The 23,016-nt window shown below is 54.0% G+C and carries 15 protein-coding genes and 1 pseudogene; 11 read left to right on the forward strand and 5 right to left on the reverse strand.

Annotated elements, in window-relative coordinates:
• Positions 1 to 25 precede the first annotated feature (25 nt).
• The gene (locus R0140_RS15980) at positions 26 to 2,359 is read left to right on the forward strand and encodes a helix-turn-helix domain-containing protein (RefSeq protein WP_110185169.1); all 2,334 of its coding nucleotides are present in this window, start codon (positions 26 to 28) and stop codon (positions 2,357 to 2,359) included.
• Here R0140_RS15980 and R0140_RS15985 read toward each other — a convergent pair.
• Complete coding sequence (locus tag R0140_RS15985) at positions 2,314 to 3,156, reverse strand: helix-turn-helix transcriptional regulator (RefSeq protein WP_008805238.1); 843 nt, start codon at positions 3,154 to 3,156, stop codon at positions 2,314 to 2,316. The two genes, R0140_RS15980 and R0140_RS15985, sit on opposite strands and share 46 nt — an antisense overlap.
• Positions 3,157 to 3,263: 107 nt before the next feature.
• Here R0140_RS15985 and R0140_RS15990 point away from each other — a divergent pair, with 107 nt between their 5' ends.
• The 4 genes and pseudogenes from R0140_RS15990 (at position 3,264) to R0140_RS16005 (ending at position 7,975) form a co-directional block, all read left to right on the forward strand.
• Positions 3,264 to 4,172 (forward strand): SDR family oxidoreductase, encoded by a 909-nt coding sequence (locus tag R0140_RS15990; RefSeq protein ID WP_162499979.1) that lies wholly within the window; start codon positions 3,264 to 3,266, stop codon positions 4,170 to 4,172.
• A 333-nt stretch (positions 4,173 to 4,505) separates the two neighbouring features.
• Entirely contained in the window at positions 4,506 to 6,149 is a 1,644-nt protein-coding gene (sapA, locus tag R0140_RS15995) for an ABC transporter substrate-binding protein SapA (protein ID WP_008805240.1), read from the forward strand.
• On the forward strand, positions 6,146 to 7,111 hold the full coding sequence (sapB, locus tag R0140_RS16000) for a putrescine export ABC transporter permease SapB (RefSeq protein WP_008805241.1): 966 nt from the start codon (positions 6,146 to 6,148) through the stop codon (positions 7,109 to 7,111). Before sapA ends, sapB begins: the two co-directional genes overlap by 4 nt.
• Positions 7,112 to 7,340: 229 nt before the next feature.
• Positions 7,341 to 7,975 (forward strand): annotated as a pseudogene (locus R0140_RS16005) (SOS response-associated peptidase family protein).
• A 432-nt stretch (positions 7,976 to 8,407) separates the two neighbouring features.
• Here R0140_RS16005 and R0140_RS16010 read toward each other — a convergent pair.
• Positions 8,408 to 8,635 carry a hypothetical protein gene (locus R0140_RS16010; protein ID WP_071787616.1) on the reverse strand — a complete coding sequence of 76 codons (228 nt, stop codon included), beginning with the start codon at positions 8,633 to 8,635 and terminating at the stop codon, positions 8,408 to 8,410.
• 386 nt (positions 8,636 to 9,021) lie between these two features.
• Positions 9,022 to 9,240: a cold shock domain-containing protein gene (locus tag R0140_RS16015; protein WP_023279058.1), complete on the reverse strand. Its 219-nt coding sequence runs from the start codon at positions 9,238 to 9,240 to the stop codon at positions 9,022 to 9,024.
• A gap of 279 nt (positions 9,241 to 9,519) precedes the next feature.
• On the opposite strand from R0140_RS16015, the gene cspF reads away from it, so the two are divergent.
• The 3 genes from cspF (at position 9,520) to R0140_RS16030 (ending at position 18,717) form a co-directional block, all read left to right on the forward strand.
• Positions 9,520 to 9,732 carry a cold shock-like protein CspF gene (cspF, locus tag R0140_RS16020; protein WP_071787615.1) on the forward strand — a complete coding sequence of 71 codons (213 nt, stop codon included), beginning with the start codon at positions 9,520 to 9,522 and terminating at the stop codon, positions 9,730 to 9,732.
• Between the two features lie 102 nt (positions 9,733 to 9,834).
• Positions 9,835 to 9,978 carry a YnfU family zinc-binding protein gene (locus tag R0140_RS16025; protein WP_232647432.1) on the forward strand — a complete coding sequence of 48 codons (144 nt, stop codon included), beginning with the start codon at positions 9,835 to 9,837 and terminating at the stop codon, positions 9,976 to 9,978.
• Positions 9,979 to 10,134: 156 nt separating this feature from the next.
• Positions 10,135 to 18,717 (forward strand): GH36-type glycosyl hydrolase domain-containing protein, encoded by an 8,583-nt coding sequence (locus tag R0140_RS16030; protein WP_317703853.1) that lies wholly within the window; start codon positions 10,135 to 10,137, stop codon positions 18,715 to 18,717.
• 19 nt (positions 18,718 to 18,736) lie between these two features.
• Here the strand turns inward: R0140_RS16030 and R0140_RS16035 are convergent, their stop codons facing one another.
• The gene (locus R0140_RS16035) at positions 18,737 to 18,970 is read right to left on the reverse strand and encodes a hypothetical protein (protein WP_004132711.1); all 234 of its coding nucleotides are present in this window, start codon (positions 18,968 to 18,970) and stop codon (positions 18,737 to 18,739) included.
• A 153-nt stretch (positions 18,971 to 19,123) separates the two neighbouring features.
• On the opposite strand from R0140_RS16035, the gene R0140_RS27830 reads away from it, so the two are divergent.
• The 3 genes from R0140_RS27830 (at position 19,124) to lpxP (ending at position 20,762) form a co-directional block, all read left to right on the forward strand.
• Complete coding sequence (locus R0140_RS27830; RefSeq protein WP_411555507.1) at positions 19,124 to 19,300, forward strand: YnfU family zinc-binding protein; 177 nt, start codon at positions 19,124 to 19,126, stop codon at positions 19,298 to 19,300.
• Positions 19,301 to 19,379: 79 nt separating this feature from the next.
• The gene (locus R0140_RS16040; protein ID WP_023322470.1) at positions 19,380 to 19,652 is read left to right on the forward strand and encodes a hypothetical protein; all 273 of its coding nucleotides are present in this window, start codon (positions 19,380 to 19,382) and stop codon (positions 19,650 to 19,652) included.
• Positions 19,653 to 19,853: 201 nt separating this feature from the next.
• Positions 19,854 to 20,762 (forward strand): kdo(2)-lipid IV(A) palmitoleoyltransferase, encoded by a 909-nt coding sequence (lpxP, locus tag R0140_RS16045; protein ID WP_317703854.1) that lies wholly within the window; start codon positions 19,854 to 19,856, stop codon positions 20,760 to 20,762.
• Between the two features lie 131 nt (positions 20,763 to 20,893).
• On the opposite strand, the gene R0140_RS16050 is transcribed toward lpxP, so the two are convergent.
• On the reverse strand, positions 20,894 to 21,493 hold the full coding sequence (locus R0140_RS16050; protein WP_317703855.1) for a recombinase family protein: 600 nt from the start codon (positions 21,491 to 21,493) through the stop codon (positions 20,894 to 20,896).
• Between the last annotated feature and the right edge of the window lie 1,523 nt (positions 21,494 to 23,016).

Here is a 23,016-nt window from a genome sequence, read left to right on the forward strand (position 1 = left end):
TTTTTTGTCTGCGGAGGAGTGTCACGTGGAGCAGCATTCAGGCGACTTTAGCGTCACCGTGCGCGATGTACGTCAGTTGAACCAGACAGAAGGCGATCTGCTGACGCTGCTATGGGTGCTGGAGGGGAGCGTAAATCTGACGGAGGCGGAAGGTGTGCCGCAGCCGCTCGCCGCCGACGAGCTGGCGATCGTTAACCGCAACCGTCGCTGGAGTCTGCGCAGCGCCGGTACCAACGCAGTGATGATCCTGACCCTTTCCGCCAGCTGGCTGACCCGCCTTGACAGCGCTTTTTTTGCTGTCGACTATCAGATAACGCCGCGCCCCCGGGATGCGGAGGACGGCCTGCGCCGCCTGATGCGCCAGCTGCTGGTGAGCGGCCTGGTCAAGCATCCCGGCCATTACCGACTGGAGGCCAACCGCTGGCTGAGTGAGATAGCGCTCCTGCTGGCCACGCGCTTCAGCCAGCCCATCGCCTCCACGCCGCGCCGCGGGGCGGAGAACTGGAGCCGGCGAATAGCCAGCGTGGTGGCGCGGATCGACGCCAACTATCAGCGCCGCCTCTCGTTGCAGGAGGTGGCGGCAGCGGAATTTGTCTCCGAGGCCTGGCTGTCACGCTTATTTCACAAAGAAGTCGGGGTGAGTTTTGTTCAGTACCTTACCGCGCTGCGCCTGCGCCACGCCGCCGATCAGTTGTTGACCACCCGCAAACCCGCCCAGCAAATCGCCCGCGAACAGGGGTTCGCCAGTACCCGTATGATGAGCGATCTGTTTAAGCGCCAGCACGGCGTGACGCCGCGCCAGTATCGTGAACAGCATCCCCGGGAGCTTGCCCGACCGCGTCCGCCGCAGGCCGACCGCTGGCAGCCGGTCGCTGTCGACCGGCTCTATGCTCGCCTCAATGAACCGGAACCACGCGACCGGGAAAGTCCCCCGCTGCCGATCAATCCGCCGCAGACCCAGGAGATCAACCTGCACGATCGCCCGGCGCGCGCCGCTGTGCTGCGCCATACCCGGATGGTGGTGACCGTGCGCGAGCTGGACGACCTGCTACGGGAGGATGTGCGCCGGGAACTGGAGCAGCTGCACCGCGCCCTGCCGGTGTATGCCATCGATATCAACGATCCCTTTCTCAGCAGCCGGCTGTTCGGCACCGGCTGGGACGATCCGCAGATGGCCGGCTACGCCTGCTGGTATAACCTGCAGCAGATTTTTAGCTGGCTGGCGGCGATGGGCTGGAACGTGATCCTCCACACCGGCGTCACCACCCGCAGCGACCTGCTGCAGCGGTTTCTGCTGCTCGCCGCCAACCATTTTCCGCCGGCCACGCTCAACAGCTGGCGCTTTGTCTGGCACTGGTCGCCGCAGGCCAGCGAAGCGACCCGCCAGGCGGCCTGGCGCCAGCAGCGCGAGGTTCTTCACCGCCTGCTGCCGCAGCCGCAGCTGGGGATCTGGCACCGCTTTGCTCCCAGCGATCCCGGTAACGATCCGTTGTTTCACTCACCGCTGCTGGCGGAGGCGGATTTTCTCGCCTGCCAGGCAGATGCCAACGAACAACTGGATCTGGCGCAGGCAGACAGCAGCCGCCTGGCCTCCAGCGAACATTATCCGCTGCACAAGCTGCGGCAGATCCACAGCGCCCTGCGCCAGCGACAGCTTAACCTGCCGCTGTGGCTGCTCTCCTGGAATACCCTGACCGGCGATACGCGGGATACCAACGGCCGCTTTTTTCGCGGCGCGCTGTTGATGGATAATCTGCTGGGGGTGGCGGACCAGGTCTGGCTGGCGGGCTTCTGGTTAAATTCAGGCCTCCAGGGCGAAGCCCGCGCTAACGGGAAGCTCGATACCTCCAGCCTGGCGCTGCACTATCTGCACGGGCTGCCTCGCCCGGTTTACTGGGTACTGTGGCTCTGGCGACGGCTACGCGGCGAGATCCTGTTTCAGGATAAAAACCTGCTGTTGCTTCACCACCAGGGGCACTACCAGCTGCTGCTGCGCAATACGGTGGTCTACAATCCCTGGCTCTCCAGCGAAGCGGCCTTTATCCAGCGTTTCAGCCAGCCCTACAGCGTGCGGCTGCAGGGCCTGGAGGGCGGCTGGCGCGTCAAACAGCACCTGTTCGATCAGCATCATGGCGCGTTATTCCCGCTGGTCGACGCCTTTCGCAGCCGCAGCGGCCCCGACGCTGAGGATTACCAGTGGTTGATGCATCGGGCTCGTCCGGCGCTCAGTGTGGAAGATACCCGGCTTGACGGACACTGGCTGCGGGTCGACTCGCTGGAAAGCAACGCTTTGGCGCTGTACGAATTTACGCCTCAGCGCGCTCCCGGCGAGGATCCCGCCCCCGCAAGCAATCCGTGAATTTTGCGCTGGCTCTCCGTCGTCGCCGGGTTGAAAACCAGCAGCGACAGATCGGGGCGGCCTTCCACGGCAAAAGAGGTGAACTCCAGATCGAGCGGGCCCATCTGCGGATGGTGAATGCGCTTATAGCCTTCTCCGTGGCCGGCGACGTCATGGCTTTGCCAGAAACGGGCGAACTCAACGCTCTGCTGCGTGAGTTCAGCGATCAACTGGTCAGTTTCCGTCGTCGCCCCCATCCGGGTGACGTCGGCGCGAAAAGCGTTGACGATAAGCTGCCCCACCGTCTGCCAGTCCTCCAGCGTGCAGCGGGCTTCAGGTCGGGTAAACAGGCGACGCAGTACGTTGCGCTCCGCCAGCGGTAGCTGGCTGTAGTCGGTCAGCACCCTGGCCGCCGCCGCGTTCCAGGCGATGACGTCCCAGCTGGCGGTGCGGATAATCGCCGGAATAGTAAAAGCGTCAAGCACCCGCTGCAGCCGCGGCGTCATATCATCTGTCACCGTCAGACGCGTCTGCGGCGGATGGCCAAAGGCGAGAATAAACAGATGCTCGCGCTCCGGGGTGGTCAGCCGCAGACCGCAGGCGATCCGCTCCAGCACCTCGCGGGAGGGCGCCCCGCCGCGCCCCTGTTCAAGCCAGGTATACCAGGTCGGGCTGATACTGGCGAGCTGCGCGACCTCTTCGCGGCGCAGACCCGGCGTGCGCCGGCGTCCCGCCGGGAAGCCAAACGTCGCCGGATCGAGGCGCTGGCGCCGGGCGCGGAGAAAATCGCCTAAAGCATGGTTGTCAGAAGTGTTCATCATCTGCCTGTGGGTTCTGCCTGTTAGAATTTATACCCCGATAATGTCTCTACTTTTATAGTATGACATCGCAGGTAGGATACGCCTGAAACCCGTTCAGGAGATCCATGATGCGTATATTTCTTACCGGCGCGAGCGGATTTATCGGCTCACGTATTCTTCCGGCCCTGCAGGCGTCGGGCCATCAGGTTATCGGCCTCGCGCGCAGCGACACCGCAGCGCAGACCCTGAAAGCGGCAGGCGTCGAGGTGCACCGCGGCACGCTGGACGCCCCGGACTCGCTACTGGCTGGCGTCGAGGGCGCTGACGCGGTGATCCATACCGCCTTCGACCACGACTTCAGCCGCTTTGCCGCCAACTGCGAGAAAGACCGCCAGGCGATCCTGACCATGGGTCGGGCGTTGCAAGGCAGCGCGCGGCCGCTGGTCATCACCTCCGGCACATTGATGGGCGACGACGGGAGCGGCGTCCCGGCCCGGGAGTCGTTCTTCAACTCAGGGCACCCCAGCCCGCGCACCGCCTCTGAGCTCGCCGGTCAGCAACTGCTGGAGGCGGGAGTGGATGTTCGGGTGGTTCGCCTGCCGCAGGTACATGACACCGTGCGCCAGGGGCTACTGACCAGCTATATCGAACGCGCGGTCGCCAACGGGGCGGTGGCCCTGCGCGGCGAGGGAAGCAACCGCTGGTCCGCCGCCCATGTCAATGACGTCGCGCGACTGTACGTTAGCGCCCTGCTGCAGGGCGCGGCCGGCGAGCGCTACCATGCGGTGGACGAAGAGGGGATCGCGTTACGCGATATTGCTACGGTAATTGCTCAGGGATTAAACCTGCCGCTGACCCACCTGGATGAGTCGCAGGTCGACGCCTGGTTCGGCTGGTTTGCGCCGTTTACCGCCCTTGACCTGCGCGCCAGCTCAGCATGGACCCGTGAGCGATTGCAGTGGCAGCCGGTTGGCCCCGGGCTGCTGGAGGACCTGCGGAATATGGATTACCAAAAAGTGACGTTGTCACGATAAGCGAGCGAAACCCTCTGTTTAATTTTCTGACGGGCTCGCCCTCTGCCCGTCAGTCCCTCTGCTTTCTCCCCTCTATACTGAATATATCTCCCCGGCGTCAGCGTCTGTTTCATCGTCTGGCAAACCGCGGCCAAACAGACCTGACTGGCGATATCGGCGATAAAAAGTTACCATGTTTCAATATACAGACTCGGTTCCGCTACTATTTTAATCAATTGACTGAATACTATACGCTCCCGGTAACCGCATTATCCCTCAGGCTTGTTGAAGGCGGTGGTGAATGTCTATAAATCTTAATAAGATAGAGTTCAACTCTATAATCAAACAGAAAATATGCGCCTGAAATTGTCATCTCTCCTGGCAGCCGTTTCCCTGCTGTGTGGGCAGGCCTTTGCCGCCCCTGTGCTCCCTGACCGCGCCGATATCCGCGACAGCGGTTTCGTCTATTGCGTCAGCGGCCAGGTGAATACCTTTAATCCGCAGAAAGTCAGCAGCGGCCTGATTGTCGATACGCTGGCCGCTCAGATCTACGATCGTCTGCTTGACGTCGATCCCTATACCTACCGGCTGGTCCCCGAGCTGGCGGAGAGCTGGGAAGTCCTTGATAACGGCGCCACCTACCGCTTCCACCTGCGCCGCCATGTCCCGTTTCAACGCACGGCATGGTTTACCCCGACGCGGGACTTCAACGCGGATGATGTGATTTTTACCTTTGGTCGTATTTTTAACCGCGACCATCCGTGGCACAACGTCAACGGCAGCAGCTTCCCTTACTTCGACAGTCTGCAGTTTGCTGACAGCGTGGAGAGTGTGCGTAAGCTGGATAATCAGACCGTGGAGTTTCGCCTCAAGCGGCCGGACGCCTCGTTCCTCTGGCATCTGGCCACTCACTATGCGTCAATTACCTCTGCCGAATATGCCGCCCGCTTAACGCAAGACGACCGCCAGGAGCAGCTGGATCGCCAGCCGGTCGGTACCGGTCCGTTCCAGTTGTCCGAGTACCGCTCCGGGCAATATATCCGTCTGCAGCGTCACCCCGACTACTGGCGCGGCAAACCGTTGATGCCGCAGGTGGTGGTGGACCTCGGCTCCGGTGGTACCGGCCGACTGTCGAAACTGCTCACCGGGGAATGCGACGTGCTGGCCTGGCCCGCCGCCAGCCAGCTGACGATCCTGCGCGACGATCCGCGCCTGCGCCTGACGCTGCGCCCGGGAATGAACATTGCCTGGCTGGCCTTCAACACCGCCAAGCCGCCGCTGGACAACCCTGAGGTGCGGCATGCGCTGGCGCTGGCTATTAACAACCAGCGCCTGATGCAGTCCATCTACTACGGCACCGCAGAGACGGCGGCATCCATGCTACCGCGCGCCTCGTGGGCCTACGATAACGACGCTAAAATTACTGAGTACAATCCCCAGGAAGCCCGCGCCCGCCTGAAGGCCCTGGGGCTGGAAAATCTGACCCTCAAGCTGTGGGTGCCCACCAGCTCTCAGGCATGGAACCCCAGCCCGCTGAAAACGGCGGAGCTGATCCAGGCGGATATGGCGCAGATTGGCGTCAAGGTGATCATCATGCCGGTGGAGGGGCGCTTCCAGGAGGCGCGGCTGATGGACATGAACCATGACCTGACGCTCTCCGGCTGGGCGACGGACAGTAACGATCCGGACAGTTTTTTCCGGCCGCTGCTGAGCTGCGCGGCGATCGCCTCACAAACCAACTTTGCCCACTGGTGTAACCGGGAATTTGATGACGTGCTGCAAAAAGCGCTGCTTTCGCAACAGCTCTCCTCGCGGATGGACGCTTACAAAGAGGCACAGCGGATCCTCGCCCGCGAACTGCCGGTCCTGCCGCTGGCCTCCTCGCTGCGTTTGCAGGCCTATCGCTATGATATGAAAGGCCTCGTGCTGAGCCCCTTCGGTAACGCTTCGTTCGCTGGCGTATCGCGGGAGAAAACCGAAGAGGTGAAAAAACCATGATTATTTTTACCCTGCGTCGTCTGCTGTTGCTGCTGGTCACCCTCTTTTTTCTGACCTTTATCGGCTTCAGCCTGAGTTATTTCACCCCTCATGCGCCGCTACAGGGCGCCTCCCTGTGGAATGCGTGGCTGTTCTGGTTTCAAGGGGTGCTGCACTGGGATTTTGGCGTCTCCAGCATTAACGGCCAGTTGATTTCTGAGCAGCTGCGCGAGGTGTTCCCGGCGACCATGGAGCTGTGCATCCTCGCCTTCGGCTTTGCCCTGCTGATTGGCATTCCGGTGGGCATGATCGCCGGCGTAATGCGCAACAAATGGCCTGATACCCTGATCAGCGCCGTCGCGCTGGTTGGTTTCTCGATCCCGGTGTTCTGGCTGGCGCTGCTCCTGACCCTCTTCTTCTCGCTGACTCTTGGCTGGTTTCCGGTCTCTGGCCGCTTCGATCTGCTGTATGAGGTGAAAACCGTCACCGGTTTTGCGCTGATTGACGCCTGGATCTCGGACTCGCCATGGCGCCATGAGATGATCGTCAGCGCCGCACGGCATATGGTGCTGCCGGTGCTGACCCTGGCGGTGGCGCCCACCACCGAGGTGATCCGCCTGATGCGCATCAGCACCAGCGAGGTGTATGACACCAACTATGTCAAAGCGGCTGCCACCCGCGGCGTGTCGCGACGCAAAATTTTACTGCGCCATGTACTGCACAACGCCCTGCCGCCGGTGATCCCGCGCCTCGGCCTGCAGTTTTCCACCATGCTCACCCTGGCGATGATCACCGAGATGGTGTTCAGCTGGCCCGGACTGGGACGCTGGCTGATCAACGCGATCCGCCAGCAGGACTATGCGGCGATTTCCGCCGGCGTCATGGTGATTGGCGCACTGGTCATTATCGTCAACGTGATTTCCGATATCCTCGGTGCCATGGCTAACCCGCTGAAACATAAGGAATGGTATGCCCTACGATAGCAGCTACAAACTAAATAATTTTATCAATTAAAAACAATGAGTTAAATTTTTTCAATTGTGCGATTTCCCTGATTTTAATACACAATTTTGTACACATTGTTTTTGACGTCATCTCCGACAGTCATCAGTTAGATGGCTGTCGGAGTTCCCTTCCTACGTTTCCTCCACACCTTCTATACTTCCAGTCTGACCACTGGAGGTTGATATGTGCTGACGCTTTTCTCAGTCAATGACCTGTGAAGATTATCTGTCCTACCTTGCAGATGATGCCGATCGTGACATTGCATATGACCCGGCGCCGATTAGTCGATATAACGTCGCGCCCGGTACCAAAGTTTTGCTTCTGAGCGAACGCGGCGAACAATTGCATATCGATCCTGTCTTCTGGGGTTATGCGCCCGGGTGGTGGGATAAGGCTCCACTGATTAACGCGCGTGTTGAAACTGTGGTCACCGGCAGGATGTTTAAGCCGCTATGGCAACATGGCCGGGCGATCTGCTTTGCTGATGGGGGCTTCGAATGGAAGAAAGAAGGTGACAAGAAGCAACCCACTCTACTTTATCCATCGCGCCGATGGCCAGCCGATATTCATGGCGGCAATCGGAAGCACACCATTTGAACGTGGAGACGAAACAGAAGGCTTTCTGATCGTCACCGCAGCAACAGAAAAAGGTCTAATAGATATCCACGACCACCAGCCTCTGGTACTGTCGCCAGAAGCAGCAAGATAATGGATGAGGCAGGACATTGGAGGGAAAGAGTCAGAGGAGTTAGATGCGGATGGCACCGTGCCCGCAGACAAATTTATCTGGCATGCAGTGACGCGCGCCGTAAAAAAATGTGAAAAATCAGGGGAATAATTGATTGAGGCAATCAAATGCACATAGCCAGACGTGCGCCTAATGCCAAAAGCGGAAATAAATAATAATTTTTCGATAATAACTTACTGGGTCAGAAAATGGAATATCCGGTGAAAAAGCCCTTGCTGCATTGTCTGGATGTATCAATATGATGCCGGGTTCCTCCCGGTAAATATTTAGGTATCCCCCCATGACTCGCGGCTTCAGTCGTGCATGATGAACATTCCAGCAGCAAAGTCATCAGGTTAGAAAGATATCTGCATTTTGTCAGTGCACAAAGAGTGACTTCCTTATATGAGAACGATTATTAAAAATGAAAATGTAAAAAAAGGCCTGCTATTAGCAAGCCACAAAGATTTTAACTCATTTTTTGTTCGCTTCTGATAAATAGGGTAAATACGCAATTAAATTTGAAGCAGAGAACATAACGAAAATGCTATAAATATTTCCGGGACGCATCGAGAATTTCCTGTGACATTAACTGTCTGTCAGAGGCTACGTAAATAACATCATGATCACCGGTTAATGAAGGAAAGCCTGCAGACATAATCTGTAGATGTGTTTCTTCACCGTTTGGGTATTCCTGTCTGATTGAGGATGTCCCCTCCGGAACGGTCATGACTTTACAGGATTCGGTATTAAAGAAAACGAGTACTTTTATCATATGCCACCATAATTCTGTTAGTCTTTCCCGTCACTCTCTTCTATCAGTGATGTTAAATGACGATGCCATTAAAATACAATCAGGGACGTGATGATTTCGAAGGCAGCCTCGACTCTTACATATTTTATTATTTAACAATCAGTTGACTTCTGCTTTCATGCTTTCATGCTTTCATGCTTTCATGCTTTCATGCTTTCATGCTTTCATGCTTTCATGCTTTCATGCTTTCATGCAGCAGTCCTGCACTTCATCACATCGGTCAGCACACTCATAATTGCGAAAAACATGTTGACCTGATATTAAAAATAACCGACTTTCTCTGATTTAATTTATGGACCTGTCTACTCAGGAATAATCCTTCATCGTTGTCGCAGGCCCACAAATCTTCATTTATCGCAAAGTATTACGTTTGTAGCAGCAGGCCCTTTTTCACCACTCTGCATGGCGAACTCAACTTTCTGCCCTTCAAATAAGGTATTGAAATTCTCACCATGGAGCGCGGAGAAATGGACGAAGACATCCTTGCTTCCGTCAAGAGGTGAAATGAAACCAAAACCTTTATCTTCGTTAAACCATTTTACCAAACCTTTAATTCTTGTAGACATACTGACTCCCGTTATACATGATAGTATTAATAGTAAACGTATAGTATTAAAGGTATGACTCAAAAAGAGGGGATATCAGCGATAGCGCCTGGTAATGAGGACTGACCAGAAAATGTTTAACGTTCGTTTGTACATTGAACTAACAGGATTCATTAAGGCACAGGGAATCGATATAAGCAAATTATTTTTTAGCCATCCAGAAGTCCTGCAGGAAAATTAAATGTGGCAATATACTATTTTGAATGTATAGTCTTTACGTGTTTTCAATAAGGAATTGACTTGTCCCATAAAATGACAGGCATTGTCAAAAGCTTTGACATTCTCAGTGGTAAAGGCCTCATCATCCCATCTGATGGACGAAAAGACGTTCTGCTTCACATTTCAGCCGTTAACTCCCGCGAATCAGAATTACTCATCCCAGGAAGCCGCATAGAATTCTGTCGGATCAATGGTCCCAGAGGGCCTGTGGCTGCGAACATTTACCTCTCCTGAATTTCAGGGCCTCAAAATAAACAGATTAAAACTTAACCATATGTGATACGGTGAAGTTCATTCATTGAAAGGTTAATGGTTATGTCTATTATCAATTACGCAATGAAATTCTTCAGCGGTGCATCTACTGCCACTGTTGTCTGCACTGTTTGTGGTTTCAAATCAGTTCAACCGATGGCAAAAATCCGGCGCAATCAGGCCATGCTTTGCCCTCGGTGTAAAGCCCTGTTTATCTCACGGCGCTAGTATCAACTGATCCACCGTGGACAGAACCATCGTCTATACTTAAGTTAAATCCCAGCAGCTGTTAAATCCCTGATGCCTTACGCCCATCCTGAGAGAACGTTTCTGAACTGATTTCGCAACTGCTCCTGCGCGCTAATGTCGCATCAGAGCAATGCTATGAAAATGAACCCCAGAGCGTGGTTTAACCGCTCCCGTATTCCGGTGAATGCTGCCGAAAACGTAACGTTTTCGGCGAACGATCCTGCAAGCGAAAGCACTCCGCGGTCAGAACTCTTTTCGACTGCCCAGATGGAACGCTATGGTCAGAAGCTGGCGCGGACCCATAAAGTATCACCGGATAAACATCCCTATTATCTTCTGAAACGGCTTGGCGACAATGAGGCCGTTATCACCCAAAACTGCTATGAGCTTAATGCAGGTAAAAAGACCAGTATCATGCCCGCCGGGGAGTGGTTGCTGGACAATTATTATCTGATTGAGGAACAAATCCGTACCGTCCGCCAGCACTTGCCGAAAAGTTTTGGTAAAGGTCTCCCGTCGCTGATGTCGCCGCTGAATTGCCCAAGAATTTATCATATCGCATCAGAGGCCATTGCTCACGGTGATGGCCGCTGGGATGCCACCAGTCTGACCAGCTATCTCGCTGCCTATCAACAGGTGACGCCGCTGACACTAGGTGAAATCTGGGCATTACCGGGAATGCTGCGCCTGGCGCTGATTGAAAATCTTCGTCGTATCAGTATGGAAGTGATAAAAGCGCAACAGGACAGAAACCTGGCAGATACGTGGATAACCAGGATTTTCGAATGTGCAGAGAGTGCGCCTGGTGATTTAATTATGGTGGTTGCCGATTTGGCGCGCTCCCGTCCTCCGTTATCCAGCGCGTTTGTCGCAGAACTGGTGCGGCGTCTGCAGGGGCACGGCAACGCGCTGTCGTTACCTCTTACCTGGGTTGATCAGTGCCTTCGGGAACAGGGCGTCACCACTGACATTCTCATAAATAACTTCAATCAACAGCTTGCCGCCAGCCAGCTGTCTGTCAGTAACAGCATCGCAGGTCTGCGATTACTGGGTGAAACGGACTGGGCTGATTTCGCCGAAACGATAAGCGTCGTCGAACAGGCATTAAGCAATGATCCTGCCGGTATCTATCCCCGGATGCACTTCAATACCCGGGATCATTACCGGCACGTAGTTGAGGTCCTGGCCAGAGACAGTGGGCTCAGCGAGCCTGAGGTTGCTGACAGGGTGCTGGCGCTTTCAGAGGAAAAAGCCCCCAATACACCGGAACATCATATTGGTTATTATCTCGCCGGCGAAGGTCGACAGGCACTGGATATACATCTTCTGGCAGACACCTCAAGACTCATACGCTTGCGGCACAGTTTCAACAGAATAACCCTGCTGTCATGGCTTGGCAGCCTGGCGTTGTTGACAACCGCAGCGACCGCGGCAATATTGCACGAAACTGCCATGCAGGGCGCAGGTTGGTTGTTAATCGCGGTGATATTACCTCTGGTTATCGCTTTAACTCAGTTAATGAGTGATTTACTCAGTGACGCAACCACCCGTTTTCGCGTTCCTCGCCCCTTGCCGGGGATGGATTTTTCAGCCGGTATTCCCGCTGACAGTGCCACTATGTTAGTCATTCCCTGCATGTTGACCAGCCACGAAAGTTTCAGCCAGCTCCTCACCAGTCTTGAAGTTTGCTGGTTGGGGAATGAAAACGAAAATCTCAGGTTCGCGCTGCTCACTGATTTTGCAGATTCTGAAAATGAACCCTCGCCGGAAAGTCACGCGCTGCTCAGACAGGCTATCGCTGATACGCAGGCGCTGAATCGGCGCTACCCCTCCGGTCGACCACGTTTTTATCTGTTACATCGTCAGCCTGAATGGAACCCCTCGGAAGGAATGTGGATGGGCTACGAACGCAAGCGGGGAAAACTGGCGTTGCTGAACAGCTGGTTGCGCCATCCGGGAACGCAATTCGTCAGCGTTGCAGACATGCCGGCCCACCTTTTACCGGATCACATTAAATACGTCATTACCCTGGACAGTGATACGGTGTTGCCGCGCGATACGGCTCACAAACTGGTCGCGGCGATGGCCCATCCGTTGAATACGCCAGAGTATGATCCGGTACGCCAGAGGGTGGTCAAAGGATTTGGTATTTTACAACCCGGTCTTGCGGAGGAGATACCACGTAACGGTCAGGGGCGTTACGCCGCCCTGCGCAGCAGCATACCGGGTAATAACCCCTATTCTATGATGTCTTCGGATATCTATCAGGATCTCTTTGGGGAAGGATCGTTTGTGGGCAAAGGGATTTACGATGTTGACATTTTTATGCAGGCCACTGCCAATACCTGCCCGGAAAATCTGGTTCTCAGCCATGATCTTCTCGAAGGGTGCTATGCGCGCTCGGGTCTGCTGAGTGAGGTGTTACTCTACGAACAGTACCCTAATAATTATCTGTCCGACGTTGCACGCCGTTCACGCTGGATCCGGGGTGACTGGCAACTGCTTAACTGGCTGAAACCACACGTCAGAAAAACCGATGGAACCCGTACCCGGAATCCACTGACCGCGCTTTCTTACTGGAAATTACTCGACAATCTGCGTCGCAGCCTGGTAGCCCCCTCCTTACTGGTATTGCTGTTCTTCACTCTGCTTTGGGTACCCAATCCGGTTTACTGGCTGGGCATACTGTTGCTGATATGGCTGTTGCCAGCCCTCCTCTGCATTAGCCACGACCTTCTGCATAAACCTCTGCGTCGCCGCGTGAAGTCGCATCTGTTACTGGTGGGGGCGGGCGCGCTAAAGCGTCTGTCAGGTATCAGCCTTAATTTTGCGATACTGCCGCACGAAGCCGGATATTCGCTGAAAGCGATCGCCGTGACGCTATGGCGACTGGGGATAAGCAGGCGTCACCTCAGCGAGTGGGTCAGCCACAGCCAGGACAGCAGTCAGGCCAGACCCACTGTTGCACGTTTTTATCAGGCGATGTGGCTGAACGTTGCCGGTGGCGTGGCGCTGACAATACTGACCGGACAATTTGCCCCACAGCTGCTGGGGATTGCGTTACCGATCGGTTTGGTATGGTGTGTGGCACCGCTGCTGATGAGCTGGCTGAGTCGCCAGCCCGTGCGTAAGGTTTTTTCGCCTAATCAGGAACAAAAACAGCTGTTACGCCAGACAAGCCGTGAAATCTGGGCTTTTTTTGAAACATTTGCCACAGCAAAAGAGAACTGGCTTCCGCCTGATAATTATCAGGAAATACCACAACCGACGGTGGCACACCGAACTTCTCCTACCAATATTGGTCTTTCACTTATGGCTAACCTGACGGCATGGGACTTTGGCTACCTGCCTGGCGGAGAGGTGCTCCGGCGCGTGTCGCTCACGCTCGACACGATGGATAAAATGGAGCACTACCGGGGCCATCTCTTCAACTGGTATGACACCCGTACGCTGGTCCCCCTCAGTCCACGTTATATCTCCAGCGTCGACAGCGGCAATATGGCTGGGCATTTATTGACCCTGCGTGCAGGCCTGTCCGCCATGCGTCATCAGCCTGTTTTAAGCAGCCAACAGATACTGACAGGACTGAACGATACGCTGGATATTCTGGAAAAACAGTGGGGTAAGAACCCACCTGACAGCCTGAGACTGCTGCGCAAGCATTGCCTGAATGCGATGTCGCTCTCTCCGCAGGCGCTTTTCAGCGAACTGAAAAGCATGCGCACCCAGTGCAACCATCTGACCAGCGCATGCCATCAGGGATCTCCTCTTCAGATACGCTGGGCTGGACATCTGGAGCATCAACTGGTTCAGCTTTGCCATGAGTGGTCTCTGTTGCTTGGCTGGTTGCCTGCATCCTGGAATGAACAGACGCTGCCGACGCTGAGCGAGCTTGCCCGTCCGACATTAACCGGTACAGGAACGCCTCCGGCGTCAGTGGCGGAGCAGGCCCGAATGCGACTCAATATTATCACCGAGCTGGAACAGCGGCTGGATGAGCATGCCCGGATGGATTTCGCCTTTCTGTACAGTGAAGCAACCAGTCTGCTCAGCGTCGGTTATAACTGTGACACCAATATGCCTGACAAGAGCCACTACGATCTCCTGCCGTCTGAAATCCGCCTGACCAGTTTTCTTGCCATTGCGACTAATCAGCTGCCTCTTAAAAGCTGGTACGCGCTGGGTCGATTGTTTACCACGATTGATAATGAAACGGCCCTGATGTCATGGAGCGGATCCATGTTTGAATATCTGATGCCGAATCTGGTGATGCCCACCTGGCCCGGCAGCCTGCTCGATGAAATGAGTCAGTCGGCGGTTATGCGCCAGATTCACTGGGGGAAAGAACGCGGGGTACCATGGGGTGTTTCAGAGTCTGGCTATCATGCTTTTGATGTTCAGCATAATTATCAGTATCAGGCATTTGGCGTACCGGGGCTCGGTCTGCGCAGGGGACTTGCCGATGACATGGTTGTTGCTCCTTACGCCACGCTGCTGGCGCTGATGGTTTCCCCACAGAGAGCCTGTGAGAACCTGTTCAGGCTGCAAAAAAATGGTGCACGCGGAGAATACGGTTTTTATGAAGCGCTGGACTATACCCCCTCACGTCTTGCAACCGGTCAGCTCTATGCGGTGGTACAGTCCTGGATGGCGCATCACCAGGGTATGGCATTTCAGGCGCTGGCTCATGTGCTGCTTGACGCCCCCATGACTGAACGCTTTATGTCCAGCACGGTATTCCGGTCAGCGAGTCTGCTGTTACAGGAGCGCGTGCCGGATGCGGTCGATCTGTACAGTCCGCGCCGTCATTTTGAATCTCATGAGGGCATGGTCAAACCCGTTCGCTATGAACCCCGTATTTTCTATAGCGTGGATACCCCCGCCCCGGATATTCAACTCCTGTCCAACGGCCATTATCATCTGATGTTGACCGCGGGCGGCGGCGGTTACAGTCGCTGGAATGATATTGCACTAACGCGCTGGCGCAGTGATACCACCCGTGATAACTGGGGAGCATTCTGCTACATCCGCGATACCCAGACGGGAGATGTGTGGAGCAATACCTGGCAACCAACAGGCTACACCAGCGGACAAGACGAGGAAGTGTTGTTCACCGATGCGGGGGCAGAATTCAGACGCAGCTTAGGGGGACTCAGCGTCAAAACTCAGGTGGTGATCTCTCCGGAGGATGATGTTGAATTGCGACGGCTCACACTGATTCATCGTGGTCGCAAGCCTCGCTCTCTGGAGCTGACAACCTATGCTGAAGTGGTACTGGCACCTGATGCCAGCGATCTGGCACACCCGGCATTCAGCAATTTGTTTATTCAGACTGAGCTGGCTCCTGAGCGTGACGCTATTCTTTGCCACCGGCGCCCGCGCTCACCGGATGAACCGGGCCCTTGCCTGTTTCACATGATGGTGGTGCACGGCGATAACCGACATAACGTGTCGTTTGAAACGGACAGGGCAAGGTTTATTGGACGTGGCAGAAACCCTGCGAATGCACAGGCAATAGAGACGGGAGGGATGCTAGGCAACACGTCGGGCTCGGTGCTGGATCCGATACTGGCAATTCGCAACGCCATTATTCTGCAGCCGGGGCAGCCGGTTACGATTGATATCATTTATGGCATCAGCGAGACCCGTCAGCAGAGCCTGGCGTTGCTGGAGAAATATCGCGATTACCCTATCGCCGATCGCGTCTTTGAACTGGCCTGGTCTCACAGTCTGGTGGTATTGCGCCAGATGAACGCCAGTGAAGATGATGCCACGTTGTTCAATAGTCTCGCCAGCGCTGTGCTTTACCCTGTCCAGGAGCTGCGCGCCGAAGGCCAGGCGATCGGCCGCAACCGGCGTGGCCAGTCCGGACTGTGGGGCTGGGCAATTTCAGGGGATCTGCCGATAGTGCTGCTGAGTATAACCAGCGAGGAAAGTATCACCTCAGTGACCACACTGATTCAGGCACACCGTTACTGGAGACAGAAAGGGCTGGATGTTGATTTGGTTATCCTGAATAACAGCCCCGGCGGCTACCAGCAGGGATTACAAAATCAGATTATGGAGTTAATTTATGCCGGGTCTGAAGCCAGTCTGCTGGATAAAAAGGGCGGGCTTTTTGTCCGGAACGGTGAGCATCTCTCCGCTGAGGATAAGTTGCTTTTGATGAGCGTGGCCTGTCTTTATCTTGATGACCGCGCAGGGGGTATTAATGAGCAGCTTAACCAGCGTATTCATACCCTGAAATCGCCGGCAAGGGCATTCATTCCGCGTGCTGTGCGCGAGCGTAATCAACATACGGACTGGAGCCCTGATACCAGTCAGTTATGCCATTTCAATGGGTACGGTGGATTTTCTCTGGATGGGCGGGAATATCAGATCGTCCTTCGGGAAAATGCGATTACACCGGCTCCCTGGTCGAACATACTGGCAAATTCTCGTTTTGGCAGTGTGATCTCAGAGGCAGGGCAGGCCTATACCTGGTATGAGAATGCCCATGAATACCGGTTGACGCCGTGGGAGAACGATCCGGTGAGCGATCGCAGCGGCGAGGCATTTTACCTGCGCGATGAAGAGAGCGGGGAGTGCTGGTCGCCGACGGCTTTACCTGTTCGCGGACACGGTGATTACCTGACCCGCCATGGTTTTGGCTACAGCGTTTTTGCCCATCGTGAGAGTGGTATAGACAGCGAGTTGACGGTCCTGGTTGCTGAAGAAGATCCGGTTAAACTGGTGCTCCTGACGCTCAGCAACTCTTCGGGACGGACACGTCAACTTTCCGTCACAGGCTATGTAGAGTGGACGCTCGGAGAAACACGAACGCGCTCAGCCCCTCACATTGTGACACATGTGGCCAGAACGCCCGGCGGCTGCGGGGTGCTTGCGAATAACTTTTATGGTGATAATGGTGGCGGCCGAACTGCATTTTTTGCCGTCAGCGGTAATGACTGTTCTCTGACAGGGGACCGCCGGGAGTTTATTGGCCGTAATGGTTCCCTTCACGCCCCTTCGGCCATGAAACTGCAAAAGCTTTCTGGTAAGACGGGGGCCGGTCTGGATCCCTGCGGAGCGGTGCAATCGGCGGTTACATTAATTGACGGGGACCAGAGGACGTTTATTTTTATCCTCGGCGCAGAGGAGAATGATGTTTGTGCTCAGGAGATGCTGGCCCGCTACATGAACGAGGATACGGTCCGCCAGGAGCTGAACCGGATTCATAATCACTGGCACAATGTTCTCGATAAAATCGTAGTTAACACCCCCGACACGTCCGTAAATTTACTGGTTAATGGCTGGCTGTTGTATCAGACGGTCGCCTGCCGTCTTATGGCCCGGAGTGGCTACTATCAGTCTGGCGGTGCATTTGGTTTTCGCGATCAGCTGCAGGATACGCTGGCTCTGAGCCACGCTGCTCCGGACCGGATGCGTGAACAGATAATACTCTGTGCATCACGGCAGTTTATCGAGGGGGATGTGCAGCACTGGTGGCACCCGCCACACGGCAACGGTGTGCGTACCCGCTGTTCCGATGACTATCTTTGGCTGCCGCTTGCTGTTTGCCACTATGTTGAAACGACGGGGGATATGGATGCACTGGAAATACGCATTCCTTATCTGGAGGGACGCTCGCTTCAGCCTGGTGAAGAGTCTGTCTATGACACGCCGGTCATCAGCGGCACCGAAGAGACACTCTGGTTACACTGCGTCAAAGCTATTCACTATGGACTTCGCTTCGGGGAGCATGGCCTGCCGCTGATGGGTGCTGGTGACTGGAATGACGGGATGAACCGGGTGGGTATCGAAGGCAAAGGTGAAAGCGTCTGGCTGGGCTTCTTCCTGTACGACATTTTGCAGCGGTTTGCAGCGCTGGCGGAGCGCAGGCTGGATGAAAGCGTCGCCGCGATGTGCCGTTCACAGGCTCTGCGCCTGCAAAGTAATCTCGAAGCCCACGCCTGGGATGGGGAATGGTACCGGCGCGGGTATTTTGACGATGGTACTCCCCTGGGATCGAAAACCTCACAGGACTGCCGGATTGATGCGATTGCGCAGAGCTGGTCTGTATTGTCCGGCGCCGCGAGCCCGGGACGGTGCGCAAAGGCCATGCAGGCGCTGGATAAGCACCTTGTGGATAACGAAGGAGGGCTGATCAAACTGTTAACGCCTCCTTTCGACGGACACGGTCCAAATCCGGGCTACATACAGGGGTACCTGCCAGGCGTGCGGGAAAACGGAGGGCAGTATACGCATGGCGCCATCTGGGCAGTGATGGCCTTTGCCAGAATGGGGAATGCCGGACGAGCCTGGCAACTCTGGTCAATGCTCAACCCTATAAATCATACCCTGAATGCGGACTCTGTCGGGATTTATAAAGCTGAGCCTTATGTCATGAGTGCTGATGTCTACAGCGTCGCTCCCCATACCGGACGTGCAGGGTGGAGCTGGTATACCGGTTCCGCAGGCTGGGCCTGGCGTTTACTTACCGAGGAATTACTGGGGATAAAACGTTCCGGCACTGAGTTTAGTGTTCATGCCCGGTTACCGGATGAGTGGTCGTCTTTTTCTATGGCATATCAATATGGTGAAAGCCATTATCAGATTAGTGTTTCACGCGGCGATGCAGAATATTGCGTGACACTGGATGGTGTTCTCCTCCCTGATGACAGAATACCGCTGAAGGATGATGGACAAAACCATACGGTTGAGATCATTCAGAACTGACACTGAGCCCGGAGGTGCATTAACGTCTGCCGTTAATGCGCTGATTATCCCTGAGAACATCAATCGCAGTCTGCATGGCGATTTTGTCATCCCGCCTTTTTTGTTTGTCCTGCATGACCTGAAGGTATTCCAGCAAGGTGCGGGTATTAATCGGCCGGCCCTGTTTACCCACAGCCAGCACGGCTTCGCCAAGAATAATTTTCACTGGCGGTAGTTGTGCCGGATACCAGTCAAGGGTGTCTTCTGATTTCATCTTAAATTTCTCACGGAAGGGTAGTGTACCATAAATCAGACGTTCAATTTTCAATATCTGATATACTGATTCAGACACAACTTAACATAACTTATGCCAGTTATTTTTATATTAAAGCGTATAATAATTACTGTATTCCTCAGAGAATTATTTATGTCTTATACAAATGGGCTCAGGTATTTTAAAGAAAGACCGGTTCATGTTGCCTGCCCGGCATGCGCACACAGAGCCGATCAAAAAGCAGGTAAACTAAGAAAAGATGCGGTTCTTCAGTGCCCTTCCTGCGGACTGCTCTTCAGACCTTCAGAATGCTGGTGTATCGGCGGCTGATCAGCTTCTGCCACTTAACGTCAGTGATGTCGGGAAATGACAACATTTCTCCTGTACTGCAGTTGTCGAGGGTATGATAATGAAATCTAAAAAAACTGTTTTTATTGAAGGACATATCCTGTCAAACAGCTGTCACGGGCAGGCCGGTCAACCTTTCTGTATTCACCGGGTCAGGTTTAGTAATGGTAAATATGCGATTATACGGGTGGCATCCGGGATATGTTTCAAACCAGGCGAAATTATTCAACGAAACGATTGTGAGTGGTTTTATAAATTTACCAAAATTCGGCTTCTTTCTTTTGAGTACCTTGATGATGATGAATCAAGAAGACAATTTCTTGAGTATCAATGATAAAACATGGATTTATAACAGAATAACTTTGCTGGCTTACAATTCATTCCTGACTCTTTAAATTCTTTACTAGTCATTGCAAAGTTATTTTTTCTGAATTTAGATGACTTTAAATTGTCTAAAACAAAATGTATCGCTCAAGACGAATTGCTTCATTGTTTTCCTTTTGCGTTATAACCTTCATTAGCATTAAGGAAATTTATGGCACAGACTTTTACTCATAATTTACTCCATCCCCGCTACTGGCTTACCTGGACTGGTTTGGGTCTGCTGTGGCTTCTCGTTCAACTTCCTTACCCGGTTTTACATACTCTGGGCTCTGGTCTTGGAAAAATATCCAGACCCTTTCTGAAACGCCGGGAAGGGATTGCGAGTAGAAATATCGAACTGTGCTTTCCCGAGATGACACGGTTTGCCCGGAGCCAGATGGTCAATAAAAACTTTGTTTCTCTCGGGCTGGGACTAATGGAAACAGGAATGGCCTGGTTCTGGAGCGATGCGAGAGTCAAAAAATGGTTTGATGTCGAAGGGCTTGAAAACCTGACCGGTGCGACCAGAGGGGTAATGGTTGTCGGGATACATTTTATGTCCCTTGAATTGTGTGGAAGAGTAATGGGGTTATGCCATCCTATGATGGCAACGTATCGTCCACACAATAATCCATTAATGGAATGGGTACAGACAAAAGGGCGTATGCGTTCAAATAAGGCGATGATTAATCGACGTAATTTATCCGGTTTTGTTCATGCGCTAAAAGCTGGTGAAGCCGTGTGGTTTGCACCAGACCAGGATTATGGGTCTAAGGGAAGCGTTTTTGCACCTTTTTTCTCGGTAAAAAAAGCAGCCACGACGAACGGAACGTATGCTCTGTCAAAACTCGCTGGTGCAGACTTGCTCACACTTAGCATGATTCGACGTAGCGATAAAAAAGGTTATCACATGTATATCAGCAATCCGCTGTCAGGCTATCCAGGGGAGGACAAGGTCGCCGCAGCGGCTTATATGAACAAGATCATCGAGCGTGAAATTCTCCGTGCCCCTGAGCAATACCTGTGGATGCATCGCAGGTTCAAAACGCGTCCCGAAGGCGAAGCCTCTTTATATAATTGAACCATTCTACTTGTCATGTACCATGAATCTATCTTGCTGACTACTTTTTAACAGCAGCAGGCTTTACCACGTTGAAATCCTTAAGTTTATAAGGATGAGGCAATGTTTTTCGGGGAATTTCATAGTAGTCTTCAAACTATCTCCGATAATCCCTGCAATTTTCTACAAAGAGGTTCCCGAGTAAGTGCTACAGGGAGATATTTGTAAATCGTCTTCACCCCCACCCCTGTCACATCTGCGATCTGTTGTCGGGTAGCGCCGTTCTCCAGCATTCTGCGGCACCGCTCCACCACTTCTTCAGTCATTACCCGGCGGCGGCCACCGACTCTCCCCTGCTCCCTCGCAGCGGCTAAACCGGCGCGGGTACGCTCGACGATCAGCTCGCGCTCCATTTCCGCCAGGGCGCTCATGACGTGGAAAAAAAAGCGGCCTGCTGGCGTACTGGTATCGATGCTGTCGGTCAGGCTGCGGAAATTCACCCCGCGCGCCTGCAGCTCCGACACGAGCGTAATTAGATCGCGCACGCTGCGGCCCAGCCGGTCAAGTTTCCAGACCACCAGCACATCACCAGGTCGCAGCCGCCGCAAGGCGCGCTTTAACCCTGGCCGTCTGGCATTTTTCCCGCTCGCGGTGTCTTCAAATATCTGTTCACATTCTGCGCGAAACAGCGCTGTTTTCTGCAAATCGAGGTTTTGATCCCCGGTTGATACCCTCGCATAGCCAATCAGCACGATCTAACTCCTTGAAATAGCTGATTGTAAAAAGCCGCGGCCATTCACTCAAACCCTCGTTTGGGCGAAGCCTCTTTTTGGAGCAAAAAACATGGCCTTTGATCCACCACTTGGGAGCACTTTGCCCGCGGTGCTGCTCGATAACGCCACTCGCCTGGACGAACTTGTTAACGGTCCGGCCGGAACGGTTAACGACCGCGCAGGTGAACCGCTCGATACGTGGCGCCAGATCGTGACGATGATGCTTGCTGCTGTCACTGATGCACAGAACAGCATTACCGCTATCGGGCTCCCATTTAATACCCTCTCTGATGCTCAGGCTGCAGTAGCTGCAGGAAAGATACCAGATGGCTCCGTGACATGGGTTAGAGGTACGGACAGCACTGCCCTTGCGGATGAGTACAAAAACATAAATGGGGTTCTGACGGCTACCGGTCGTCGGATGCCTTCTCAGGATGCCGTGGACGCACTTTCGCGCCAGTTGCTGGATTCGATTGTTACCGGAGATGTACCAGGGTTCTGGCTGGCACTGAAAGACTCTGCGGGCTGGATTTCATGGGGAGTGGATGATCAGGGGGGATTTGGATCCAGGGCTGCTTACCTCGGGACAGACAATATTCTGGCGGGAAATATCAAAATCCTGTTTACTAATGATGTTGGGTTACGGTTTCAGGACCCCGAAGGATTCTATATCGATGTGCTGGATAATTTCGGACGATATCTGTTGGGAGATTCCGGCGGCGGTTCTTCACCTGTTGACGAAGTCAGCATTCTGGATTTGAAAAATAAAGCTTACGCGGCGGAAGTTTCGCGGCGCGTACTGACACGGCTGAAATTTCCGACTGAAGCGTATAACCATTTTTTGATGGAGTGTCAGAGCCTTGGTATGGGGTATATGAGCTGGCCGGTTGTCAGCAAAACGCCTAAATATGATTCGCTAATGCTGGGGCAGTCTGTTCGTCCGGCGAGCACGACGAACAATGCGTTTGTTCCCCTGGGTGTAAATGCGTGGCAACCTCTGCGGGCAGTTGTACAGTCAGTCTCTGGCAGCGCCATTCTGTCCGATGCGGAACAACTCGCACTGGCACGAAGCGCGGTTAATGAAGGGGAGAGTCCGATCGTTGGCGCGGTGAACGGATTCAGACGACATTTCCTTGAGGCGCACTGTCTGAGTGGTGACCTTGGTCGACTGTTTGTCGCCTCCGCGGTTGGCGTGTCCGGCCAGTTAATTGCCAGCCTGATGGACGATACCAAATATTTTAATCGTGTCGTTGAATGCGTAACGAAGGCAAAGGCCCTGGCTGACAGCGAAGGGAAAACCTATTCGGTTACCGGAGTCGATTTCGTTCAGGGGCAACGCGACTATGATGACGGAACGCCTAAAGCCACATATAAATCGCAACTGGGGCAACTCTACAACAAAGTCAATAATACTATTCGTGGGATCACCGGCCAGAAAGACAATCCAGCCTGGTTTATTTCTCAGACGGGATACACCTACAGTCCTAATCCGGCCACGCAGC

This window comes from Klebsiella sp. w6, assembly GCF_033100215.1.
Lineage (GTDB): Bacteria > Pseudomonadota > Gammaproteobacteria > Enterobacterales > Enterobacteriaceae > Klebsiella > Klebsiella variicola.

Bases quoted from the DNA above. Each gene is read 5' to 3' on its own strand.
- R0140_RS27830 (WP_411555507.1), top strand. From the start codon at position 19,124: ATGTCTTATACAAATGGGCTCAGGTATTTTAAAGAAAGACCGGTTCAT.
- R0140_RS15985 (WP_008805238.1), bottom strand. From the start codon at position 3,156: ATGAACACTTCTGACAACCATGCTTTAGGCGATTTTCTCCGCGCCCGG.
- sapA (WP_008805240.1), top strand. From the start codon at position 4,506: ATGCGCCTGAAATTGTCATCTCTCCTGGCAGCCGTTTCCCTGCTGTGT.
- sapB (WP_008805241.1), top strand. From the start codon at position 6,146: ATGATTATTTTTACCCTGCGTCGTCTGCTGTTGCTGCTGGTCACCCTC.
- R0140_RS15990 (WP_162499979.1), top strand. From the start codon at position 3,264: ATGATGCGTATATTTCTTACCGGCGCGAGCGGATTTATCGGCTCACGT.
- R0140_RS16040 (WP_023322470.1), top strand. From the start codon at position 19,380: ATGAAATCTAAAAAAACTGTTTTTATTGAAGGACATATCCTGTCAAAC.
- R0140_RS16015 (WP_023279058.1), bottom strand. From the start codon at position 9,240: ATGTCTACAAGAATTAAAGGTTTGGTAAAATGGTTTAACGAAGATAAA.
- R0140_RS16030 (WP_317703853.1), top strand. From the start codon at position 10,135: ATGAAAATGAACCCCAGAGCGTGGTTTAACCGCTCCCGTATTCCGGTG.
- R0140_RS16010 (WP_071787616.1), bottom strand. From the start codon at position 8,635: ATGATAAAAGTACTCGTTTTCTTTAATACCGAATCCTGTAAAGTCATG.
- R0140_RS16025 (WP_232647432.1), top strand. From the start codon at position 9,835: ATGAAATTCTTCAGCGGTGCATCTACTGCCACTGTTGTCTGCACTGTT.
- lpxP (WP_317703854.1), top strand. From the start codon at position 19,854: ATGGCACAGACTTTTACTCATAATTTACTCCATCCCCGCTACTGGCTT.
- R0140_RS16035 (WP_004132711.1), bottom strand. From the start codon at position 18,970: ATGAAATCAGAAGACACCCTTGACTGGTATCCGGCACAACTACCGCCA.